Below are 20,438 nucleotides of genomic sequence, written 5' to 3' on the forward strand. Positions count from 1 at the left end.
ATTTATTATCCTAAGAATGGATAACGATAGTCTACTGGTGGTACAAAAGTTTCTTTGATAAGGCGTGGCGATACCCAACGCAATAAGTTTTGGGCAGACCCAGCTTTGTCGTTAGTGCCTGAGGCGCGTGCTCCACCGAAAGGTTGTTGTCCTACTACGGCTCCTGTAGGTTTATCGTTGATATAGAAATTACCTGCTGCGTTTTCGAGTACTTTCACCGCTTCGTCTAACGCATAACGACAAGTACCAAATACAGCTCCTGTGAGTGCATAAACTGAAGTTTCATCAACGAGTTTCAAGGTTTCTTCCCATTTAGAGTCATCATATACATACACAGTTACTACAGGTCCGAAAAGTTCGGTTTCCATAGTGGTATAATGAGGATTGGTAGTAACAATAACAGTAGGTTCTATAAAGTACCCTTTGCTTTTATCATATCCACCACCTACAAATATCTCGGCATCTTTGTCTTTTTTAGCTTGGTCTATATATTTAGCTAATTTATCGAAAGAATGTTCGTGAATTACCGCAGTGATGAAGTTCTCAAAGTTTTCGGGAGAACCCATTTTGAAAGAGAGTACATCTTTTTTTACCAATTTCAGCGTTTCGTCAGCCTTCGATTTAGGTAAGTACACGCGAGAAGCAGCACTACATTTTTGTCCTTGATATTCAAAAGCTCCACGAGTAATAGCCGTAGCTACTTGTTTGGGGCAAGCACTTGGGTGAGCGATGATAAAGTCTTTACCACCTGTTTCACCTACAATTTTAGGATAAGAGCGATAGAGGTGAATATTGTTACCTATCTTTTTCCAAATATCTTGGAATACTTCGGTAGAGCCTGTAAAATGAATACCTGCGAAATGAGGGCTTGCTAAAACAGTATCGGTAATCATAGCTGCATCGCCGTGCAATACGTTGATAACACCATCGGGTAAACCTGCTTTTTTGAGGACTTCTACTATCATTTCAGCGGAAAATATTTGTGAAGTACTCGGCTTCCAAATGACTACATTTCCCATAAGGGCAGCACTGGTAGGAAGGTTGCCAGAGATAGCGGTGAAGTTAAAAGGCGTAACAGCATATACAAAACCTTCCAACGGACGGTATTCTACACGATTCCATACGCCTTCGGAAGAGTTAGGTTGGTCGTTATAGATATTAGCCATAAACTGCACATTGAAGCGCAAGAAGTCTATCAACTCGCAAGCAGAATCTATTTCGGCTTGGTGTACGGTTTTAGACTGCGCTATCATAGTAGTGGCGTTCATTTTAGCACGGTAAGGTCCAGCAATAAGGTCGGCAGCTTTTAAAAAAATAGCAGCGCGTTCTTCCCACGCAAGGTTAGCCCACTGAGTACGCGCCTTTAGCGCTGCTTCGATGGCTTGTTGCACGTGTTCTTTGCTCGCTTTGTGGTAAACACCCAATGAGTGCTTATGGTCGTGAGGGGAATGCATTTCACCTGTATGACCTGTACGTACGGCTTCACCTCCAATATAGAGAGGAGCATCTACTTTAGTATTCCACAATTCTTTATAGGCTTGTAGTACAGCCTCACGCTCAGTACTTCCTGGCGCATAACTTTTTACGGGTTCGTTGGTAGCTTTAGGAACCTTAAAAAATCCTTTTCCCATAGTATAGTTGTTTTTAGTTGTTGATACAATTCGAAAATTTCGGCTAAATTACAACAAATATTTGAATGTGCAAATTTTGATGAGATAATTTCTCAATTCAGGTGAAAGATAAAAGGTAGAGAGTAAAGGGTATGTTATAACTTCGTACAATTGTTTTAACTCGTTTGATAACTTTTTATGCTGTGAGCAAGTTGAGATATTTTAGTGAAAAGTGAAGAGAAAAAAATGTTTTGAGGAGGAAAATGTATCTGAATATCAATGTTTATTCGAAGGAAGAGCGAAGCTAAGACGAATCTAAGACGAACAAAAGACGAACAATGAACGGTGCAAAACACGCGGACAGATATAGAATAAATGGAGGATAATAGGAGTAAAACGAGTATAAACTGGTTTTATTAGCTTTACTTATTGTTTAAAAAAGAGACTGTTCCTCAAAAAAGAACAGTCTCTTTTATTATTGCTAAGTGATATGCACAAAATTATAAAAAGGTACCACTGCTTTCAGGAGAAAGATCAGAAGCTATAATGTCGTCTTGATCTTTGATAATTTCCTCTCTCGTAACACCAAACTCGCGCATTGCATCTTCTACCGTCTTGTCTTCTCGCAAAAGGTCTGTGTAGATATGTATAGGTATTTTTATATCTAACACTTTATTAGCAGGAACAGTATTATAGGTTAGATTTGCGGGCTTGGTAGTAAAAACACCTAATACGATTTGTAAATCGAAGTTTATATAGGTTCTTTTTACTTCAAAAAAGCCTTTCAAGCCTATCTGCTCTTTACGAAGCACTCCTTTAGGAGCATTAGGGTTTTTATCAAAACTACCGCCTTTGATATACAATTCTTCAGGGTTGGTATCGCGGTATTTGTAGTCGAGTGCTTCAGCTTGGGTAGGCACAGTTGTATTGCTGGCTACTGCTGCAAAATTATTTGCGATAAAGAAGAATTGGTAGTGATTGGGAGCATCACCAGTGCTCAGTTGTGCATTTACACGCTTGCCGTCTTTGTCGTAAAAAATCAATTCTATACCGTATAAGCTCACGCCTGCATTGTGCTGGTGATTGTGGAGAGCATCTTCGTCCTCATCTTCATCGTGGTGATCATCAGTCACTACATCAGTTCCTTCCCAGCGGATAGCAGTAGGGTTATCGGTAGCAGGTGTAGGCACTCCATTTATGTTATTAAAATAGAAACGTTGTACTGTTTTGAGATATTTCACAGGGTAATCGGGGTTTCCGTGAAAATATCCGTGAGAATGCCCTTTGGTAAAGCGCACTTCGAGTTTGCTCCACGCAAATTCAGTAGGGTTTGTAATAATAGGGTTTTGAGGGTCTTTGTCCTTACTGCAAGAGTTTAGGGTTATTGTTACAAATAGTAAAAATAAACTGATTTTTAAGATATAATATATTCTTTTCATCGTTTTTTAATATTAAAAGTTATTGTTTTGTAAAAATGTATTAGCGAGGTATCAACTTGGAAAAGTTGATAATACACACAGCTAACGAATAATCTGTATAGGTACTGTCATATCGGAGTCTGAGGTGAAGGCATTAGAATACTCCACTACGTTGTATGGACGCTCTTCTTGAGTTTTAGGGTTGAGCTTATTAGCAATAAGAAAGTGTGCTAACTTGATGCGCAACTTGTAATCACCTGCGGTAGCTTCGTCTTTGATGTGAAAGACGCCTTTTAGTCCAATAGGGTCGCGCTGCTCAGGGTTAGTTTTATCCCAAGTGCGCAAGCGCAATTTCACCCCTTGTGTGCCGTAAGTACCATTTTCGGGGTCGGTATCTTGATATACATAGCTTAGGGCTTTGTTCATAGCTGTTACCATAGCGGTTCTTCCTGCTTCATCTTTAGGATACTCTCCTTGAAATAACTGAAAGAAGTGCTGATGGATAGGAGCCATTTTGGCACTTACAAACTCGTGGTTCATACGAGCTCCATTGTTGTAATAGACAATCTCGAAACGATATTCGTGTCCCACTTGCCATTTTATAGGCTCGGTGATGTCATACACTATTCCTTTAGCTGACTTGTCGGCGGTGCGCTCTTGCACCTCGTTAGTTCCTAAATTGGTAATGATAAACTGCACTTTGTCGGGCATATCGTGCCCTCTGTCTTTGGTTTCATCGTTTGGAGGAGTGGGTTTAGTGTTGTCTTTACTACAACTGCCCATTGTAAAACATACTAATGCTATTAGACTAATAGCTTTTAAATAATAAGATATCTTTTTCATTTTAATAGTGTTTAAAAATTGTAATTTATTCTTAAATATACATTCCTACCCAAATCGTGGGCATAATACCTAAAACGATTGGTGTATTCCTTATATTCAGTATTAAAAAGGTTTTCGGCTGATAACCTTATGTCCAGGGTTTGGCGTTTGCCTATATCCAAAGTACCTCCTATGCTCGCCTCGAAAAGGTGATAGGCATCGGGTGTAGTAGGTACTAACTCTTGTGAGGGCTCAAAGTGTGTTTGCTTGGCTACAAAAGTATGCCCTATGCTAGCACTCATACGGCTTAATAAACTGTTGCGGTGCGTTTTGTTATATTCTAGTGACTGACTCAAACGAGGGGCAGGAATAAACGGAAAGTAACGTCCCGTTTTCACTTCGTTAGCCCATACTACTGAGGCTTTCAAATGGTAGTCTAAACTTGTAGGATTGCCTACTTGTGCTACTCTGTTTTTGTTTAACAAACGAACAGTAGCATCGAGGTCAGCGCCTCTAAAAAACGCATTGGCTTGGGTGTACTGAAAGATAGGATACACGCCTGAAAAGAGGGTTTGCACTTCGCCGGTAGGATAATCGTAAATGTAATTCTTAATATATTGGATATAAAAGTCGAGATTTACATTCCAACGTTTATTCTCATTGTTTAGCAAAAGTGAGGTAACCCACTTCACTCCTGTTTCTGATTCGAGCTTATCGTCACCTAAATCATAAGTACCTGCGCCGTGATGAAGTCCGCTACTGTACAGTTCGTTTACCTGAGGAGCACGCCACGCCACGCCTATGTTAGATTTCAGTTGTGAAACTCGTGAAATAGGCATTGTTCCTCCTAAGGTATAGGTGAAATTATGGAAGTTGTGTTCGCCTCCGTAACGCTGTGAGTACATATCGTAACCATCGGCATTGAGGTACTTATAGTCGTAACGTACACCTGCTTCTAATAACCAAGCATCTCGCTGAAAACGTTGTATTGCAAAAGCACCATAACTAAGAGAGGCATAGTTAGGGATTACAGGTACTACCCCCGTACCGGGTTGGTTGTAGTTGTCCTGCTTGTTGAAACTACCCCCTATGGTACTCTTCCATTTGCTGTAAGCGTTTTCCCAATACACATCGAGTGCGTGGGTAGTGAGCTCCATATTTAAGGCTGGGATGCGGGTTCTGTCCATTCGGCGAACACTGAACTCCTGACGAATATCTTTCTGAAAAGCGTATTGTGCGGTGAGTTTTCCTCCGAAGGGCAAGAAATAGGACGCTTTACCTTTTAGCAAGTGGTGCACTACTTTTTGCTTGGGTGCATTGATGCTATACGAAAATGGATAAGTGGTAAGCGGTCTTCCAATTTCGAACCGAGCGAGCAAATCGTCTAAATTCCCAATATGCGAACCGTAGAACACACTGCTTTCGTTCTCATACCTACTGTAAAATATTTCAGCAGTACCTTTTTCCTTCTGAACGCCTGTTGCTACTGAGAAATTGGCTTCACGAGCAGCAGTGTTATTCAGCAGGTAATTAGCTGTACTGATGTCGCCTGAACGCTTCAAAGTTCCTTGTACACGCCACGCCCAAGAAGGTAACTCGGGGACTGAACTTTCGACTTTTAACGTAGTACTCAATTTGCGTCCGTTAGAGCCAAACGAAGAAGCTAAGTTGGCGTGCAGACCGTCGCTATAGGGGAGTTTTTTTTGTTCTATGAGAATCACTCCACCTAAGGCATCAGAGCCATAACGCACCGATTCAGCACCTTTTACCACCGTTATTTGGTCGGCTACCAAAGGGTCGATTTCGGGAGCGTGGTCGGCACCCCATTGTTGTCCTTCTTGGCGTACTTCGTTGTTGAGTATCAAGATACGATTGCTGTGCAATCCGTGAATTACCGGTTTGGCAATAGTTGCGCCTGTTTGTATCATCGATACCCCCGATATAGAGGTGAGCACTTTGGCTAAATCGTCGCCTTGTTTGTCTATCAAGCTATTTCTTTTGAGCGAAATGGATATGATAGATGGGGTTAAGCCTCTCACATACTGTTGAGTTGTATGCCCTGATACGGTAGTCCCTTCGAGTACGCTCACTGCTTCTTTCATTACAATCACAAGAGGTTGTGTGTGTGGAATGATGACAGTACTTTCGTAATCGTGATAGCCTAAATAGGTTACTTTGATAGGGTAAGAGCCCTTGCTGAGTTTTTTTATCGTTACCTTCCCATCGGCATCGCTTATAAAGTGCTTTCCAACGAAATGCACTACCGCATTGCCTAAGGGTAGTTTTTGAGTGTCTTCTATTTGCAGTTGCAAGGTTTCTTGCGCATATAGCGAGAATGCACAACTGAGTAGCAGAAGACTGAATATCTTTTGCATAAAATCAATTTGGAAATTTTGGGAATTTGAAAATTAGCAAGCTGAGTAAGAAGAGGAATGACTCCTCTTTTGCTAATTTACTCATTTAGTCGTCTGCTAATTACATCGGAGGACCTCTTGAAAAGATAGTAAAGGCGTTTTGAGGAAAGCCTTTTTCGATAAAGAAGAATACTGCTGTTGTACTTTGCTCTAAGAATAGATAGATAAAAAATGAAGGAGCAAAGAATTGATGCAGTTGTACAAAAATACAATCGTGATGAGTGTCTACCGCTGAAAGGTGAGCGTTGTGATGACACTTATCGCCGGTAGCTATAGCGCATAACTCTTCCTGAGTGTGGTGATTATGAAAGAATTCACCCACCGGAAAAGCTACTTTCAGCATACAAAATAGTAGCAGAAAGGCGAAGATGCGCGTGTGTAACGATTGTCTTTTCATAGTTTTCAAGATGCAAAATTACAAAATAATTATGAATTAACAAAAAAAAATGCCAATAATACTGATAATACCAGAAATGCCAATAATGCCAATAATACCAATAATGCCAAAGTGTATACCGCAAAATGACGTATAGGAGTTTTCGGAAGATATCGGAGAAGTTCGGAAGAGAGGAGGGAGGGTTTTTGATGAAAAAAGGCTATTGGGAGGGTGGGGGTAGCTTATAGAGAGCTTATAGGAAGCTTATACGAATCTTGGACGATTGGTATAGAAAGGCTATGTAAGTGTTTGAAAGTGAGTGGTTAAAAGATGAGAAAAAGAGGTAGTTTTGAGGGAAATAAAGCGAAGTGAAACGGAAGTGAGGAGATGGTTTAGATATATGAAAACCATATTTGAACGATATGTGTGAATAATTTTGTATATTTGCCGAAAATTAGAATGTATGATAAAACTTATTGTAACGGATATTGATGGTACTTTGGTGAATAATCAGAAAGAGGTACCTGAGAGTTTTTGGGAAGTTTTTAAGGAGATACGAGCCCGTAGAATTAATTTTTGCGTGGCGAGTGGACGACAAATACAGAGTTTGCACGAGCTTTTTGCACCTATTAAAGACGAGATAGCTTTTGCTCCTGATAACGGAGCTTCGCTAATATACAAAGGGGAGACGCTTTTTGAAAACCCATTGAACCCTAATGGTATTCGCCCCATATTGGAAACTTGTGAACAGATTGGGCAAATAGGGGTAGCGCTTTGTGGGAGAGAGAATGCCTACATTAAGACGGATAGTGTTACTATTTTTGATGAAATAGCCAGACATTATCCCGCTCATACAAAGGTGATGAACTTTTCGGAAGTGAATGATGACATCTTTAAAATAACTATTTGTGATGAAGGAATTTCAAGGACCAATAGCTATCCTCTTTTGAAGAAGTATGAGAATGATTTTAATGTAGTGGTCTCAGGAGAGATATGGCTTGATATTACCCGAAGTGATGTGAATAAAGGGGTGGCGGTGAGACGTCTGCAAGAGAAATTAGGTGTCTTGCCATCGGAAACAGTGGTTTTTGGCGACCATATGAACGATGTAGAAATGATACAAACCGCTGAGATGAGTTACGCGATGAAGAATGCCCAAGAGGCTTTGAAAGCTATTGCTAATTACGTGACTGAATACGATAATAACGAGGCGGGGGTAGTGAAAACTATACAACATTTGATAAAATAAAAGAAGAATAGCAGAAAAGAAGTAGTACAAAACTCATAAAAAAATAAGGAAGGTTACCTATTGATTTTCAGTAGGTAATATTCTTTTTTAGGAGAAAACTTTAAAATTGAAGGTAAAAAAATAATACAAAAGGCATATAAGATACAATTATCTTTTATATCTTTGCACCCAGAAATTACAAAAACACTAATATATTTTATTTATGACAGCTAAGAAATTATGGATTTGGCTTGGAGCAACAGTAGCTGCTTCATTCCTTGTGCTGATTCTCTTCGGTGTAGAAATATACCGTACAGCACCTCCTTTCCCCGAAAAGATTGTAACGACCAATGGGGAAGTGCTCTATGAAGGGCAAGACATTAAAGATGGTCAGAATGTTTGGCAATCGATGGGTGGTCAAACCGTAGGTAGTATCTGGGGACACGGTGCTTATATAGCACCCGACTGGAATGCTGATTATCTACACCGCGAATCGGTATTGCTATTAGAGCTTTTTGCTCAGAAAGACGGTAAGGTGTACAAAGACCTACCTGAAGATGAGCAAGCGAAGTACCAAGTGCAGTTGCGCAAAGAGTTGCGTACGAACACCTTTAACCAAGAAACAGGTGTGATTACCTTCTCGCCAGAGCGTGCTCAGGTGGCTAAAGAGTTGGCTGCGTATTACACCAAACTCTTTATGGACGACCCTTCGCTAAGTGAAACGCGCACTCATTACGCGATTCCGAAGAATGCTATCAAAGACCCTGTGCGTATGCAACAGATGAATGCATTCTTTACGTGGACTTCTTGGGTATGTAGCACTAATCGCCCTAATAGCGATGTAACCTATACCAATAACTGGCCTTACGACCCTGTGATAGGCAATCACCCCTCGACTTCACTACAAATGTGGTCAGGATTTAGCGTACTGATGTTGCTTTTCGGAGTAGGACTCTTGGTGTATTATCATGCAAGCAACAAAGAGGAAGAAGAAAATGAGCATCTTCCTGCGGAAGACCCAATGCGCGGTATGAAACCTACACCTTCAATGAAAGCTACCCTTAAATACATTTGGATAGTATCGTTACTTATCTTGGTACAGATGGTGGCAGGGGTGATTACAGCGCACTATGGTGTAGAAGGAGGAGGTTTCTTTGGTATTCCCCTTGATATGATATTTCCACAAGCTATTTCGCGTAGCTGGCACGTACAGTTGGCTATTTTCTGGATAGCAACCTCTTGGCTGGCTACAGGACTTTACATAGCTCCTGCAGTATCAGGACACGAGCCTAAATATCAAAAATTGGGGGTAAATATACTCTTTATTGCCCTACTGATAGTGGTGTTAGGTTCTTTGGCAGGACAATGGTTTGGCGTGATGCAAAAATTAGGCTTAGTAGAAAACTTCTACTTTGGACATCAAGGTTATGAATATCTAGAATTGGGTCGTTTTTGGCAAATACTATTGCTTGTAGGCTTATTCTTGTGGTTGTTCTTGATGGTAAGAGCTTTATTGCCTGCTTTGCGTAAAAAAGACGAAAACCGCCATTTGTTATTACTCTTTGTATTGGCTTCTATAGCTATTGCAGCTTTCTATGGAGCAGGCTTGATGTACGGTCGCCAAACACATATGGCTATTGCTGAATATTGGCGTTGGTGGGTAGTTCACCTTTGGGTAGAAGGCTTCTTTGAAGTATTTGCTACCGTAGTGGCTGCTTTCTTGTTCTCACGTATGGGCTTGTTACGCTTGAAAGTGGCGAGTGCCTCAGTATTGTTCTCTACTATTGTATTCTTAGCAGGGGGTATATTGGGTACATTCCACCACTTGTATTTTAGTGCTACCCCTACGGGTGTATTAGCCTTAGGAGCTACTTTTAGTGCTTTGGAGATTGTGCCTTTGGTACTTATAGGATATGAGGCTTATCACAACTACAAGATTTCTAAATCTACTGAGTGGATAAAAGCCTACAAATGGCCTATCTATTGCTTTATTGCGATGTGTTTCTGGAACTTCCTTGGGGCAGGTATCTTTGGTTTTGCCATTAACCCGCCTATTGCCTTATACTACATTCAAGGATTGAACACTACGGCAGTTCACGGACACGCAGCCCTCTTTGGGGTATATGGTATCCTTGGTATTGGACTTATCTTGTTTGTGCTTCGCGGTTTGTATCCTGATCGTCACTGGAATAACAAGATTCTTGGTTGGGCATTCTGGTTGATAAATATAGGGTTGCTTGTGATGTTGGTAGGAAGCTTACTTCCTATAGGTATTATGCAAGCAGTAGAAGCTATTCAAAACGGCTATTGGTCAGCGCGTTCTGAGGAGTTTATGCACACCGATTTGATGCAAACCATACGTTGGTTACGCATTCCAGGTGATATACTCTTAGCAATAGGTGAATTGCTATTGGTATACTTCATCATTGGACTTAAAACCGGTTGGTCATTAAGAGACAAGCGATAATTTACAAAATAAACTTGAAAAAGCCAAAGAGCTGTCCTCTTTTGAGGACAGCTCTTTGGCTTTTTTGGGTATAAAAAAGAGCAAATCATAAGCCGGATTCTGTACCTACTCTTACCGAGCAGGTGCTTATCATTTATCTCGGTTAATGATTGCTCATTAGCTCTAACCGCCTACCCTCCAACATCGGGCGAGCAACCCTCAAACGCTGGTTTACGCGACGTTGCACCTCATAGAGTTTACCTGATTTCACTATGGCATTACCCATACATTCTTTCTGTTGCACTTGTCCTCGCCTCGCGGCGGACGGGTGTTACCCGCTATGATGCTCTGTGGTGTCCAGACTTTCCTCTACTTTCGTAGCGATAAGCTGATTTGCTCTTTTAATCTTTATTAGTAGTCTCCTAAAGTTTCAGGATTCTGTGCTAAGCCTTTGGCTAATTGCTCGTCGTTAGGAGCCTTGCCGTGCCAAGCGTGAGTGCCCATCATAAAGTCTACCCCATTACCCATTTCGGTATGGAGTAAGATACACACGGGTTTGCCTTTGCCGGTTAAAGCTTTTGCATCTGCCAATCCTTTTAAGATAGAGGCGATATCGTTACCCTTTTCAATATCGATTACTTGCCAACCAAAGGCTTCCCATTTAGCGCGAAGGTTGCCCAAAGGCATTACTTTATCAGTAGGTCCATCAATCTGTTTGTGGTTGTAATCGACAGTAGCGATGAGGTTGTCCACTCCTTTACCCCCGGCGTACATTGCCGCTTCCCATATTTGCCCTTCTTGCAGTTCACCATCGCCGTGGAGGGTATATACCAAGTGGTTATCGCCGTTGAGTTTTTTAGCCAAAGCCACCCCAATCGCTACTGAAAGCCCTTGTCCCAATGAACCCGAAGCCACGCGCACACCTTCCAACCCTTCGTGAGGTGTAGGGTGTCCTTGTAAGCGAGAATTGAGCAAGCGGAAAGTGTTCAGTTCACTTATTGGAAAGAACCCACGTCGTGCTAATACACTGTAAAACACTGGCGATATATGTCCGTTAGAGAGGAAGAATAAGTCCTCGTTTTTACCTTCCATAGAGAAAGGTAGTTTGATATCCATTACCTCGTTGTAGAGGCATACAAGGAATTCAGCGCAACCCAAAGAGCCCCCTGGGTGACCTGAATTTACATTGTGAACCATTCTGAGGATATCTCTACGCACCTGCGTAGTAAGGTCGGTAAGTTGTTGGATATTCATTGTATTTCTTCTGTTTTACGTTTTTAATACCGCAAAGGTACAATTTTTAAAGACAAAAGCAACAACGAAAGGATAATAAATTTTATTTCTTCATATAATGAGCTTTCTTATACATTATCTTTGAAAGCAGGAAAGAGGGCATATATGAGAGGAAACGCATTAACCATTTCATTTGTTTTGGGAATAAAAGCAATGCTTTCTTTTCAGTAATAGCTTGCGTGATTTCCCTCACAGCTTGGGCTTCGATTACAAGAAAAGGTTTCTTAGAGAGGTCGTTGTGGTTGAGGTCGCGTAGTTTTTGGGTATTTACATAGCCTGGAGCAATGGTAGTAATTGCGATTCCATACCGACGTAAAGCACGGCGATAAGCATCGGCTATTTGTATCACACTACGCTTGGTCTTGGTGTATAGGCTTGACTCGGGGTAGTCTAAAATACCTGAAATAGAAGCAAGTAAGACTATTTGTCCGCCTGTGTGGCACATTGCTTTTCGTCCAACTTCTAAGCAGTTCACAGCTCCCATAATATTGGTTTGAAGCATTGCCACAGCCTCTTCATAGCTAATCTCATTTGCTACATCTTCAGCATAACTACCTGCACAATTGATGAGCAACGACAAAGCCCTCTCACCTACGAATTGCTGTATAACGTTTTGTAATTGCACTATATTGGTTACATCGGCTTGGTACTTCTCAAAACGCGATTCATCAGTGAGCTTTTGCAAATCTCTTCCACATACGCCTACGCGATTGCCTTGTAGGTGATAATAGCTCGCCAATGCTAACCCTATGCCTGAGGTGCCTCCTATGATAAATACATTCATTGTTTAAAAGCGTTTATTGTAGTTTGATAACCGTAGTTCCATTGTTTTTCTATTTGTTCACGATAGTGAGCGTAGTTTTTTGGAAAGTGAATACCTACCGCACATCGCTTCCAGTTGATATACTTCTCTGAGTAAAATCCTTTTAAGACCATAGTAGCATCGCGGGTATCGATGAGTTGAGCGGGATATTGTGCTACTTCGGCTAAACGCTCGTTGCCACTAAAACCTAAAACTGCACGCACTAACGCTTCTTCAGTAGAACTATAAGGCTGTTTTTCCTCTCTTATCACTTCTTGCGAAAGAGCATTTGCTAATTCTATAGGTAGTAAATCTATTGCGCCTCCTGCAAATACATCATCTGCTATATTTACCGGAGCTACGTAGAACATATCAGAAACTGAAATGCGAGCAGCTGTGAGCATTGGTATCTCTGTTTTAAGGAGAATATCTTTAGCAACTGCGGATTGTAAATAGTTATCAGAAGAGATTTGAATGGTTTGCAGATTTATATGTCTTGCAGTTTGTGTATCGGTAAAGAGTACTTTTTGGTAAAGCTTACGAGCCCCTCTCCGTTTGCCACATTCATCAGGAGTGAATAACATTTTAGAACCGACAATAATAGTAGGTAGGGTAGAGGAGAAGTGCACTTTCGAGACACTTGGCAATAGGTTAGAAAGGTCTTGTGCCATTGTTACCAAATAGCGATGATACACATCTTCAATATAAGGAGCTTGCCTCTTGTCGTATTGTTTTTTTAGAGCTAAAAAGCCTATACGGTATAATTGACTATAAGGGGTGAGAGAAAGGCTCTTGATGAAGTTATAAAATTCTTCGGATTGCAGGTAGGCTTTGCGAGCAGTATGTGCAGGAAAAGCGTTGATGATTAGAGTTGCAAAAGCACCTCCACAAGAGGCTATCAGTAGCGAAGGAGTTTTGCCTAAATCATCTAAAGCATTGTACATACCGCCATAAAGGGCAAAACGTGTACCTCCTCCTGAGAAGACTAAGGAGCGATGGAATGTTTTCACTGTACCCATAGAAAGAACCATATACTGTTAAACAAAAGGCTATCCATACGGTCTAAAAGTCCGCCGTGACCAGGAATAAGGTTGCCAGTATCCTTTACGCCTGCTTTGCGTTTGAGAAAGGAAATACATACATCACCCCAAAAGCCGAAAAAGCTAATAATTACTCCTAAGAGCAACCACGTGTGAAGGGACGCTTGTAAACCGAGCACATATGCCAAACACACGCTTACTAAAGGTGTGAGTAAAATTCCTCCTACGCAACCTGCTATAGTTTTATTTGGACTCACCTCGGGCAGTATTTTCCGTTTGCCAAGGCATTTACCTGATAAGTATTGAAACACGTCGTTCAGTTCGGTGGAAACAACTAAAAAGATAACCCATAGTAAGCCGTTAGGTACTGAAAGTAAAAAAAACAAATGAGGATAAGCAAATAGAACGATACCCAAAGAGAGGGCTATATAAGGTGCTTCGTTTTTGACTACAAAGAAAGTTCCTAAAACTGAAATAATGAGCAGAACTATAGCCCCTAATAAATAAATTTGATAATGAGGAAAACAGAAAAGTAAAACGCCTTGTAGTATAGCGATAACAATAGGTAAATAACGGGTATTGAAAGAAAAGAGCCGTCCTAACTCCTTTAAACATTGAAAACTCACCCAACATATAAAAATACGCATCGTAAGTTTATTATATACAGCTCCTGCGAAAACAGCAATAATGAATACCCAACTCCTAATGCGAAGAGGTACATCGGCAAACTTACTATGGCTATTAGTGTTGGGCATAAAGTCCTTTTTTGAGACGAATAAAGGTGCTGAGGGACAGTAAAGCAATTATAATCCCGAAGATAATCGCTGAGTAAGAAGTGATAGAAACGCCCAAGAAAGCTAAAAGTCCGTAAATGCCTATTAGTAAGGCACGGTCGCTTTTACCCATAGGTCCTTCATAGCGTCTTTCACCGCCTAACACTTTGCCCATTACGCCGGCAAATTCATTGAGAACGCTGAACACAATAAAAATAACTACTAAATAAAGGCTTTCGGGGTGATATTTCAGCAAAGGGAAGAAGATGAACACATCGGAAATCACATCACCCAATTCGTTGAGGATTTCACCTAAAGAAGTGGTTTGCTGGAACTCGCGAGCCATCATTCCGTCGAGTGCATTGAGAATCATACGCAAGAGTAAGCCTATAGGTAAGGCTAAGAAGAAGTAACGACATTCAGAGGCTTGCCAAAAGAGCACTCCAATTATTAAAGAAAACAAAATAGCAACTATCGTTATTTGGTTTGCAGTTACTTTCTTACGATGCAAGAACAGCAAGATAGGGTGTAGCAACTGCTGAAATTTAGGTTTTAGTTTGTAAACGGAAATCATATACTGAGCTATATAAACATTGATGAGGCAAAAGTAATAAAAAATAGTGAAAAACAAAACTTGCTTTTCACTATTTACTAATTATTTCTTAAGCCAATTGTTTTCAAACTTACAGTTCTTGTATTCTCCGTTTACTGAAATGTAAGTTTTCTCGATATGTTCTTTCATCCACTTACTGATGGCTTTCAGTTGTTTTTCTTTCAGAGCTAAATCTTGTATCTTTACGTAATCCTTTACAAAGTCGGCTTGGTGTTCCTCAATACGGTTGGTGATTTGGTAAATCTTATAAGTTTTTTTGCCTGTTCTATCTTCGTCGAGGAAAGGTACTGATACCTCATTGTCTTTAAGGTCTGAAATGCGAGCGTAAAGTGTAGGCTCTATACGGGTAAGCTCAAAACGAGTAGAAAGGTCTTCGGGGTTGATAAGCTGACCGCCATCGTTGCGGGTTTCTTTTTCATCGGAGAAATTACGTGCAGCCTCGTCGAAAGTAAGCTCTTTGTTTACAATACGGTCGCGTATTTTGGCTATCTTCTCTTTAGCCTCGTTGAGAGCTTCTTGAGGAATTTCAGGCATTAACAAGATGTGTCGTACACTCACTTCCTTACCGCGAATCTTGTCCATTTGGATAATATGCCAACCGAAGCTAGACTCAAAGGGCTTAGATATTTCTCCTTCCCGCAGAGTGAAGGCTACGTCTTTAAAAGCTTTATCAAAAGCAGAGTTACGGTTGAAGGTGAGTACTTGTCCGCCAGTAGCGCGGTCTTGGGAGTAGAGAATGGCTTTGGTAGAAAAACTCATACCGTTTTCCTCTACATCTTTTTTAATATCGTTGAGTTGGTTTATTACTTTTTGTACCGAACTTTTGGGAGCTACAGGATTGACTACAATTTGAGCGATTTCTAATTCAGTACCAAAGTGCGGACGTTCATCGGCTGGAATAGCGTTGAAGAAAGTACGTACTTCCTCAGGAGTTACTTCTATATCTTTTATAATTTGTTGTTTCATACGCTGAGCGAGCATACTCACTTTTAGGAGGTTGAAAAGCTCATCGCGCATAGATTGTTCGTCGTCTTTTTTATAGAACTCTAAAAGTTTCTTAATGTCGCCACCTAACTGAGCGGTCAAAAACTCAATACGTTGGTTCACTTGGTCACGTACTTCGCTATCGGTGAGCTTCACACTGTCTTGCACAGCTTGGTGAGCGTAGAGTTTATCCTCCATCAGTTTGCCGAGCATCTGGCAACGGTTGATTTCACGAGTGTCTACCTCTTGCTGTTGCAAATCAATATACGCCTTGTCGATATCTGATTCTAAAATCAAATAATCACCTACTACCGCTGCTACACCATCTACCTTTCTGCGCTCATTGTTTTGGGCAAAAAAAGGAGTAGTGAACAACAATATTACAAGTGCTGACCAAATTTTTGTTTTATTCATAAACTTCGTTATTAACTTTAAACGTTCTGTTATTATATCAAAAGATGTGCCTAATTGCACTAACCAATTTGCAAAAGTAGTATTTATATTGGAAAAACGAAACTTTCTACTTTATTTTATTTTAAAACTACCGATGAACCACCCTATTGCGGGAAAGTAAAAAAGAGCAGTGAATGCCCATAACCATTCATAAAAATTACTGAAAATAGGATAGTTTACAATTACTGAAAACCCTTTGTAGGTGATGAGTACCTCGGTGGTGATAAAAGCAAAAAGAAACAGATAAACGAGCCATCGGTTTACTTTGTATACTTCTTCTAAAAACAGCAAGAGACCTATGGTTACAATCCCTAGAAAGTTAAAGTGTAAGTAACTTATCAACAGGTCGATGTTTTTAAACAAATAAGGCGTAAGAACAGGGAAAGCACCTGTGAACATCATTACTACTTTGGCGATAAAGAAACTGATAAATACAGTAGCTAAAAAACTCTTAGGTTGAGTTTTTAGGTATAAACGCAATATCATCACTACCGCAATGAGCCAAATAAGCACCGAAGCTCCTCCTACGATATAGTAAATAGGATAGCTAAAATAGCCTACCCAAGAGATGAAAAGCGAACCTATAATTCCCGCTTGAAACAGAATGAATACGCGCTTGATGAGTTGAGGATATTGAACGTCCCAACCGTATTTTTTTATAAAGAGTCCCATTAGGCTACTGAGCATAAAACCATTGTATTGAAAGTGCAAAAAGAAGGCAATGGCACACATATACATATCAGAGAACTTGCCATATTTCACTATGGTTACGGGCATTAGCCATATTCCCAAACTCGATAGGATAAGATACCAAATTCCCATTTTTACAAAAGGGGAAGTGGCATACTTCATAAAAAACTTCGCAAAAAAATAGGTACAGAAGATAAATACTGATGAAAAACTGATAGAAACAGCCCCATATCCTTGAAAAGGAAAGCTACATAACATACCTAATACCGATAACTGAGTGACGTAGAACAGCCATCGGTAACGTTTGTGAAGTTGAGCGTTAAGAGGAATGAAAGTGCGCACTAAAATAGCCGAGAGCAGTACGTATACAAACCCTAAAAGTGCTAAATGCGAATGAGTATGCACGATATTTCGATAATTGAAATCGAAAGGATAGTCCACTACTTGTACCGAGCGCATAAAGATACCCAAGCACACTACTATAACGAAATAGGTGAATGCCCATCGTACATCAGTTCGTATGTTTAATTTAGTATTCAAAAGTACCATATTCGCTTTTTATAGTGAGACATTTATTATCTGATGAAGCTACTCTACCTATGATTTGCGCTTCTACATTAAATGATTTTGCAATAGTGATAATATCTTCTGCAATGGCTTCCTTTACATAGAGCTCCATACGATGCCCACAGTTGAACACCTGGTACATCTCTTTCCAATCGGTTTTTGATTCTTCTTGAATGAGTTTGAAAAGGGGAGGGGTAGGGAAAAGGTTGTCTTTGATAATATGCAAGTTATCTACAAAGTGCAAAATTTTAGTTTGTGCGCCTCCACTGCAATGCACCATACCACATATTTGGGTATTGTTGTACTTTTCTAATATCTTCTTGATGATAGGAGCATAGGTACGAGTAGGAGAGAGAACGAGTTTGCCAGCGTTTAACGGACTGCCAATTACCTTGTCGGTAAGTTGTTTCGTGCCAGCATATACGAGCTCACTGGGGACAGAGGCATCGAAACTTTCGGGGTATTTGTCTGCTAATACTTTTGCAAACACATCGTGACGCGCTGAGGTGAGTCCGTTGCTACCCATACCGCCATTGTATTCGTTTTCGTAGGTAGCTTGACCGTAGGAGGCGAGTCCTACAATCACATTGCCCGCTTTGATATTTGCGTTATCAATCACTTTACGGCGTTCTATGCGCGCTGTAACCGTAGAATCGACAATGATAGTGCGCACCAAATCACCCACATCGGCAGTTTCTCCCCCTGTAGAATGGATATGCACTCCAAAGGCAGAGAGTTCTGCAATCAGCTCTTCTGTTCCGTTGATAATAGCTGAAATGACTTCCGCAGGAATGAGGTTTTTATTGCGCCCAATGGTGGACGAAAGCATAATATTATCGACTGCTCCCACGCACAATAAATCGTCTATGTTCATTATGAGAGCATCTTGTGCAATGCCTTTCCACACGCTTAGGTCACCGGTTTCTTTCCAATACATATATGCCAAAGCCGACTTGGTACCGGCGCCATCGGCGTGCATTATAAGACAATAGTTGTCGTCGCCCGTAAGGTAATCGGGGACTATTTTACAAAAGGCTTTGGGGAATAATCCTTTATTGATATTTTTGATAGCTTTATGCACTTCGTCTTTGGCTGCCGAAACTCCGCGTTGTGCATAACGTTTGCTTACTTCCATTATAGTTTATTTTTGAGAGGCAAAGGTAAGAATAATTTATCAATTAGCAAATTTGGTACAGTGTGGTGTGAGCCACAAGGGTAGGTAAGGAATGAACGAACAATAAGTGAAAGAAGGCTTGTAGTTAATGATTAATGGTTAATGGTGAAATTGGGAGAGGATTATACAAAGCTTATAGGATAATTAAACAATGAGTGGCTCTACAGTGGCTCTACAGTGGGTCTACAGTGGGTCTACAGTGGGTCTACAGTGGGTCTACAGTGGGTCTACAGTGGGTCTACAGTGGGTCTACAGTGGGTCTACAGTGGGTCTACAGTGGGTCTACAGTGGGTCTACAGTGGGTCTACAGTGGGTCTACAGTGGGTCTACAGTGGGTCTACAGTGGGTCTACAGTGGGTCTACAATGGGTCAACAGTGGGTCTACAATGGGTCAACAGTGATGAATAAACGAAGGAATAACGAAGGAATAACGAAGAATGAACGAAGAATGAACGAAGAAACAATAAATCTAAGATGAATGTAAGGTGAATAGAAGGAGTAAATGTGTTGTGTAAATGACGGTCTTTTGGTGCTGAAAGGGGGAATTTGTACAATTGTTATTATTTTACTACTTTTGCCAAAAATTCTGTACTGATGGAAGCAAATGTTATCAGAGCTGGAAATTACAACGTTTATTTTAATGAGGAAGGAACTGATTTTATCAATCGAATGGTTGCGGAAAAACGTCCTTCGAAGCTGTTTTTGTTGGTGGACAGTCATACCAATGAAAAATGTTTGCCTGTGTTTTTACCTACTCTCATTACTGATATTCCGATAGAAATTATAGAAATAGAAGCGGGAGAACTGCATAAAAACCTCGATACTTGTACGCAAGTGTGGCACGCACTTTCAGAATTAGGAGCCGACCGCAAGAGCTTGCTCATAAACGTAGGAGGAGGAGTGGTAACCGATTTAGGAGGCTTTGTGGCTTCTACCTATATGCGCGGAGTGCCCTTTATTAATGTGCCGACGAGTTTACTGGCAATGGTAGATGCCTCGGTAGGGGGGAAGACGGGGGTGGATTTAGGTCCTTTGAAAAATCTTGTAGGAGTGATAAACAATCCGTTGGGGGTGGTGATAGACTCGCAATATTTAGGAACGTTACCTGCTGAGGAATTGCGTAGCGGAATGGCAGAGATGTTTAAGCACGGACTTATTCGCTCGGAGGCTTATTGGAACAAAATGTGTGATTTGAGAAGCCTTTCGTTAGCTGATTTAGACAGTCTTATTCACGAATCGGTGGTGATAAAGAACGAGGTGGTAATGCAAGACCCGAAAGAATGTGGATTGAGAAAAATACTGAATTACGGTCATACGCTGGGGCACGCTATCGAGTCGTATTGCTTGGAAAACCCCAATCGCCAATGTTTGTTGCACGGAGAGGCTATTGCGATAGGAATAGTGTTGGCTACTTACCTATCGGTGAAAAAGTTAGGCTTTCCTAAGGGCAAATGCGATAAGGTGAAAAGCGTGTTGGGAGAGTATTTCAGCAAACAAACTTTTCATAAAGAGGATATTGAGGATATTTGTGAGTTGATGCGTTTTGACAAGAAGAATGTAGCGGGCAGAGTACACTTTGTGCTTTTAGAGGAGATAGGTAAGCCTAAAACGGATTGTGTAGTGCCTGAGGAAGAGATTTACGAGGCGTTTGAGTACTATAGCGAGTCGCACGGGGAGATAAAAGGTAAGAGATAAGAGGTAAAAGGTAAAGCCAGTGAGGGCTCACTGCTGGGTG

16 protein-coding genes and 1 other RNA gene are annotated in these 20,438 nt (G+C 40.8%); 3 read left to right on the plus strand and 14 right to left on the minus strand.

The features are described 5' to 3' along the window. Positions 1–5: 5 nt before the first annotated feature. From pruA to COCH_RS07930, 5 genes are all read right to left on the minus strand, one after another. Positions 6–1,631: an L-glutamate gamma-semialdehyde dehydrogenase gene (gene pruA, locus COCH_RS07910; protein ID WP_015782660.1), complete on the minus strand. Its 1,626-nt coding sequence runs from the start codon at positions 1,629–1,631 to the stop codon at positions 6–8. 479 nt (positions 1,632–2,110) lie between these two features. Continuing rightward, the gene (locus tag COCH_RS07915) at positions 2,111–3,049 is read right to left on the minus strand and encodes a hypothetical protein (protein ID WP_015782661.1); all 939 of its coding nucleotides are present in this window, start codon (positions 3,047–3,049) and stop codon (positions 2,111–2,113) included. 81 nt (positions 3,050–3,130) lie between these two features. Continuing rightward, on the minus strand, positions 3,131–3,871 hold the full coding sequence (locus COCH_RS07920) for a hypothetical protein (RefSeq protein ID WP_015782662.1): 741 nt from the start codon (positions 3,869–3,871) through the stop codon (positions 3,131–3,133). An 11-nt stretch (positions 3,872–3,882) separates the two neighbouring features. After that, complete coding sequence (locus tag COCH_RS07925; RefSeq protein ID WP_015782663.1) at positions 3,883–6,225, minus strand: TonB-dependent receptor; 2,343 nt, start codon at positions 6,223–6,225, stop codon at positions 3,883–3,885. 100 nt (positions 6,226–6,325) lie between these two features. Beyond that, positions 6,326–6,607: a hypothetical protein gene (locus COCH_RS07930; protein ID WP_015782664.1), complete on the minus strand. Its 282-nt coding sequence runs from the start codon at positions 6,605–6,607 to the stop codon at positions 6,326–6,328. Positions 6,608–7,103: 496 nt separating this feature from the next. Here COCH_RS07930 and COCH_RS07935 point away from each other — a divergent pair, with 496 nt between their 5' ends. Together COCH_RS07935 and COCH_RS07940 are read left to right on the plus strand one after the other, a co-directional pair. Then, the gene (locus COCH_RS07935; protein WP_015782665.1) at positions 7,104–7,889 is read left to right on the plus strand and encodes an HAD family hydrolase; all 786 of its coding nucleotides are present in this window, start codon (positions 7,104–7,106) and stop codon (positions 7,887–7,889) included. 202 nt (positions 7,890–8,091) lie between these two features. Further along, the gene (locus COCH_RS07940) at positions 8,092–10,335 is read left to right on the plus strand and encodes a nitric-oxide reductase large subunit (protein ID WP_009417468.1); all 2,244 of its coding nucleotides are present in this window, start codon (positions 8,092–8,094) and stop codon (positions 10,333–10,335) included. Between the two features lie 73 nt (positions 10,336–10,408). On the opposite strand, the gene rnpB is transcribed toward COCH_RS07940, so the two are convergent. The 9 genes from rnpB to COCH_RS07980 form a co-directional block, all read right to left on the minus strand. After that, positions 10,409–10,714, minus strand: an RNA gene (gene rnpB, locus COCH_RS11140) — RNase P RNA component class A. A gap of 11 nt (positions 10,715–10,725) precedes the next feature. After that, the gene (locus COCH_RS07945; RefSeq protein ID WP_015782666.1) at positions 10,726–11,568 is read right to left on the minus strand and encodes a transketolase; all 843 of its coding nucleotides are present in this window, start codon (positions 11,566–11,568) and stop codon (positions 10,726–10,728) included. 82 nt (positions 11,569–11,650) lie between these two features. Then, on the minus strand, positions 11,651–12,391 hold the full coding sequence (locus tag COCH_RS07950; protein ID WP_015782667.1) for an SDR family NAD(P)-dependent oxidoreductase: 741 nt from the start codon (positions 12,389–12,391) through the stop codon (positions 11,651–11,653). After that, a complete protein-coding gene (locus COCH_RS07955; RefSeq protein WP_223375716.1) occupies positions 12,388–13,440 on the minus strand; it encodes a patatin-like phospholipase family protein in 1,053 nt (350 codons plus the stop codon). Before COCH_RS07955 ends, COCH_RS07950 begins: the two co-directional genes overlap by 4 nt. After that, positions 13,416–14,204 (minus strand): phosphatidate cytidylyltransferase, encoded by a 789-nt coding sequence (locus COCH_RS07960; protein WP_015782669.1) that lies wholly within the window; start codon positions 14,202–14,204, stop codon positions 13,416–13,418. The genes COCH_RS07955 and COCH_RS07960 overlap by 25 nt, the downstream gene beginning before the upstream one ends. Continuing rightward, positions 14,191–14,796: a CDP-alcohol phosphatidyltransferase family protein gene (locus tag COCH_RS07965; protein WP_015782670.1), complete on the minus strand. Its 606-nt coding sequence runs from the start codon at positions 14,794–14,796 to the stop codon at positions 14,191–14,193. Before COCH_RS07965 ends, COCH_RS07960 begins: the two co-directional genes overlap by 14 nt. A gap of 81 nt (positions 14,797–14,877) precedes the next feature. Beyond that, a complete protein-coding gene (locus tag COCH_RS07970) occupies positions 14,878–16,233 on the minus strand; it encodes a peptidylprolyl isomerase (RefSeq protein WP_015782671.1) in 1,356 nt (451 codons plus the stop codon). Between the two features lie 111 nt (positions 16,234–16,344). Beyond that, positions 16,345–17,511, minus strand: a complete 1,167-nt coding sequence (locus COCH_RS07975) for a hypothetical protein (RefSeq protein ID WP_015782672.1) — start codon at positions 17,509–17,511, stop codon at positions 16,345–16,347. Continuing rightward, the gene (locus COCH_RS07980; RefSeq protein WP_015782673.1) at positions 17,492–18,664 is read right to left on the minus strand and encodes an AIR synthase related protein; all 1,173 of its coding nucleotides are present in this window, start codon (positions 18,662–18,664) and stop codon (positions 17,492–17,494) included. The genes COCH_RS07975 and COCH_RS07980 overlap by 20 nt, the downstream gene beginning before the upstream one ends. Positions 18,665–19,297: 633 nt before the next feature. Here COCH_RS07980 and aroB point away from each other — a divergent pair. Further along, the gene (aroB, locus tag COCH_RS07990; protein ID WP_015782675.1) at positions 19,298–20,398 is read left to right on the plus strand and encodes a 3-dehydroquinate synthase; all 1,101 of its coding nucleotides are present in this window, start codon (positions 19,298–19,300) and stop codon (positions 20,396–20,398) included. Positions 20,399–20,438: the final 40 nt, after the last annotated feature.

The organism is Capnocytophaga ochracea DSM 7271 (genome assembly GCF_000023285.1).
GTDB lineage: Bacteria > Bacteroidota > Bacteroidia > Flavobacteriales > Flavobacteriaceae > Capnocytophaga > Capnocytophaga ochracea.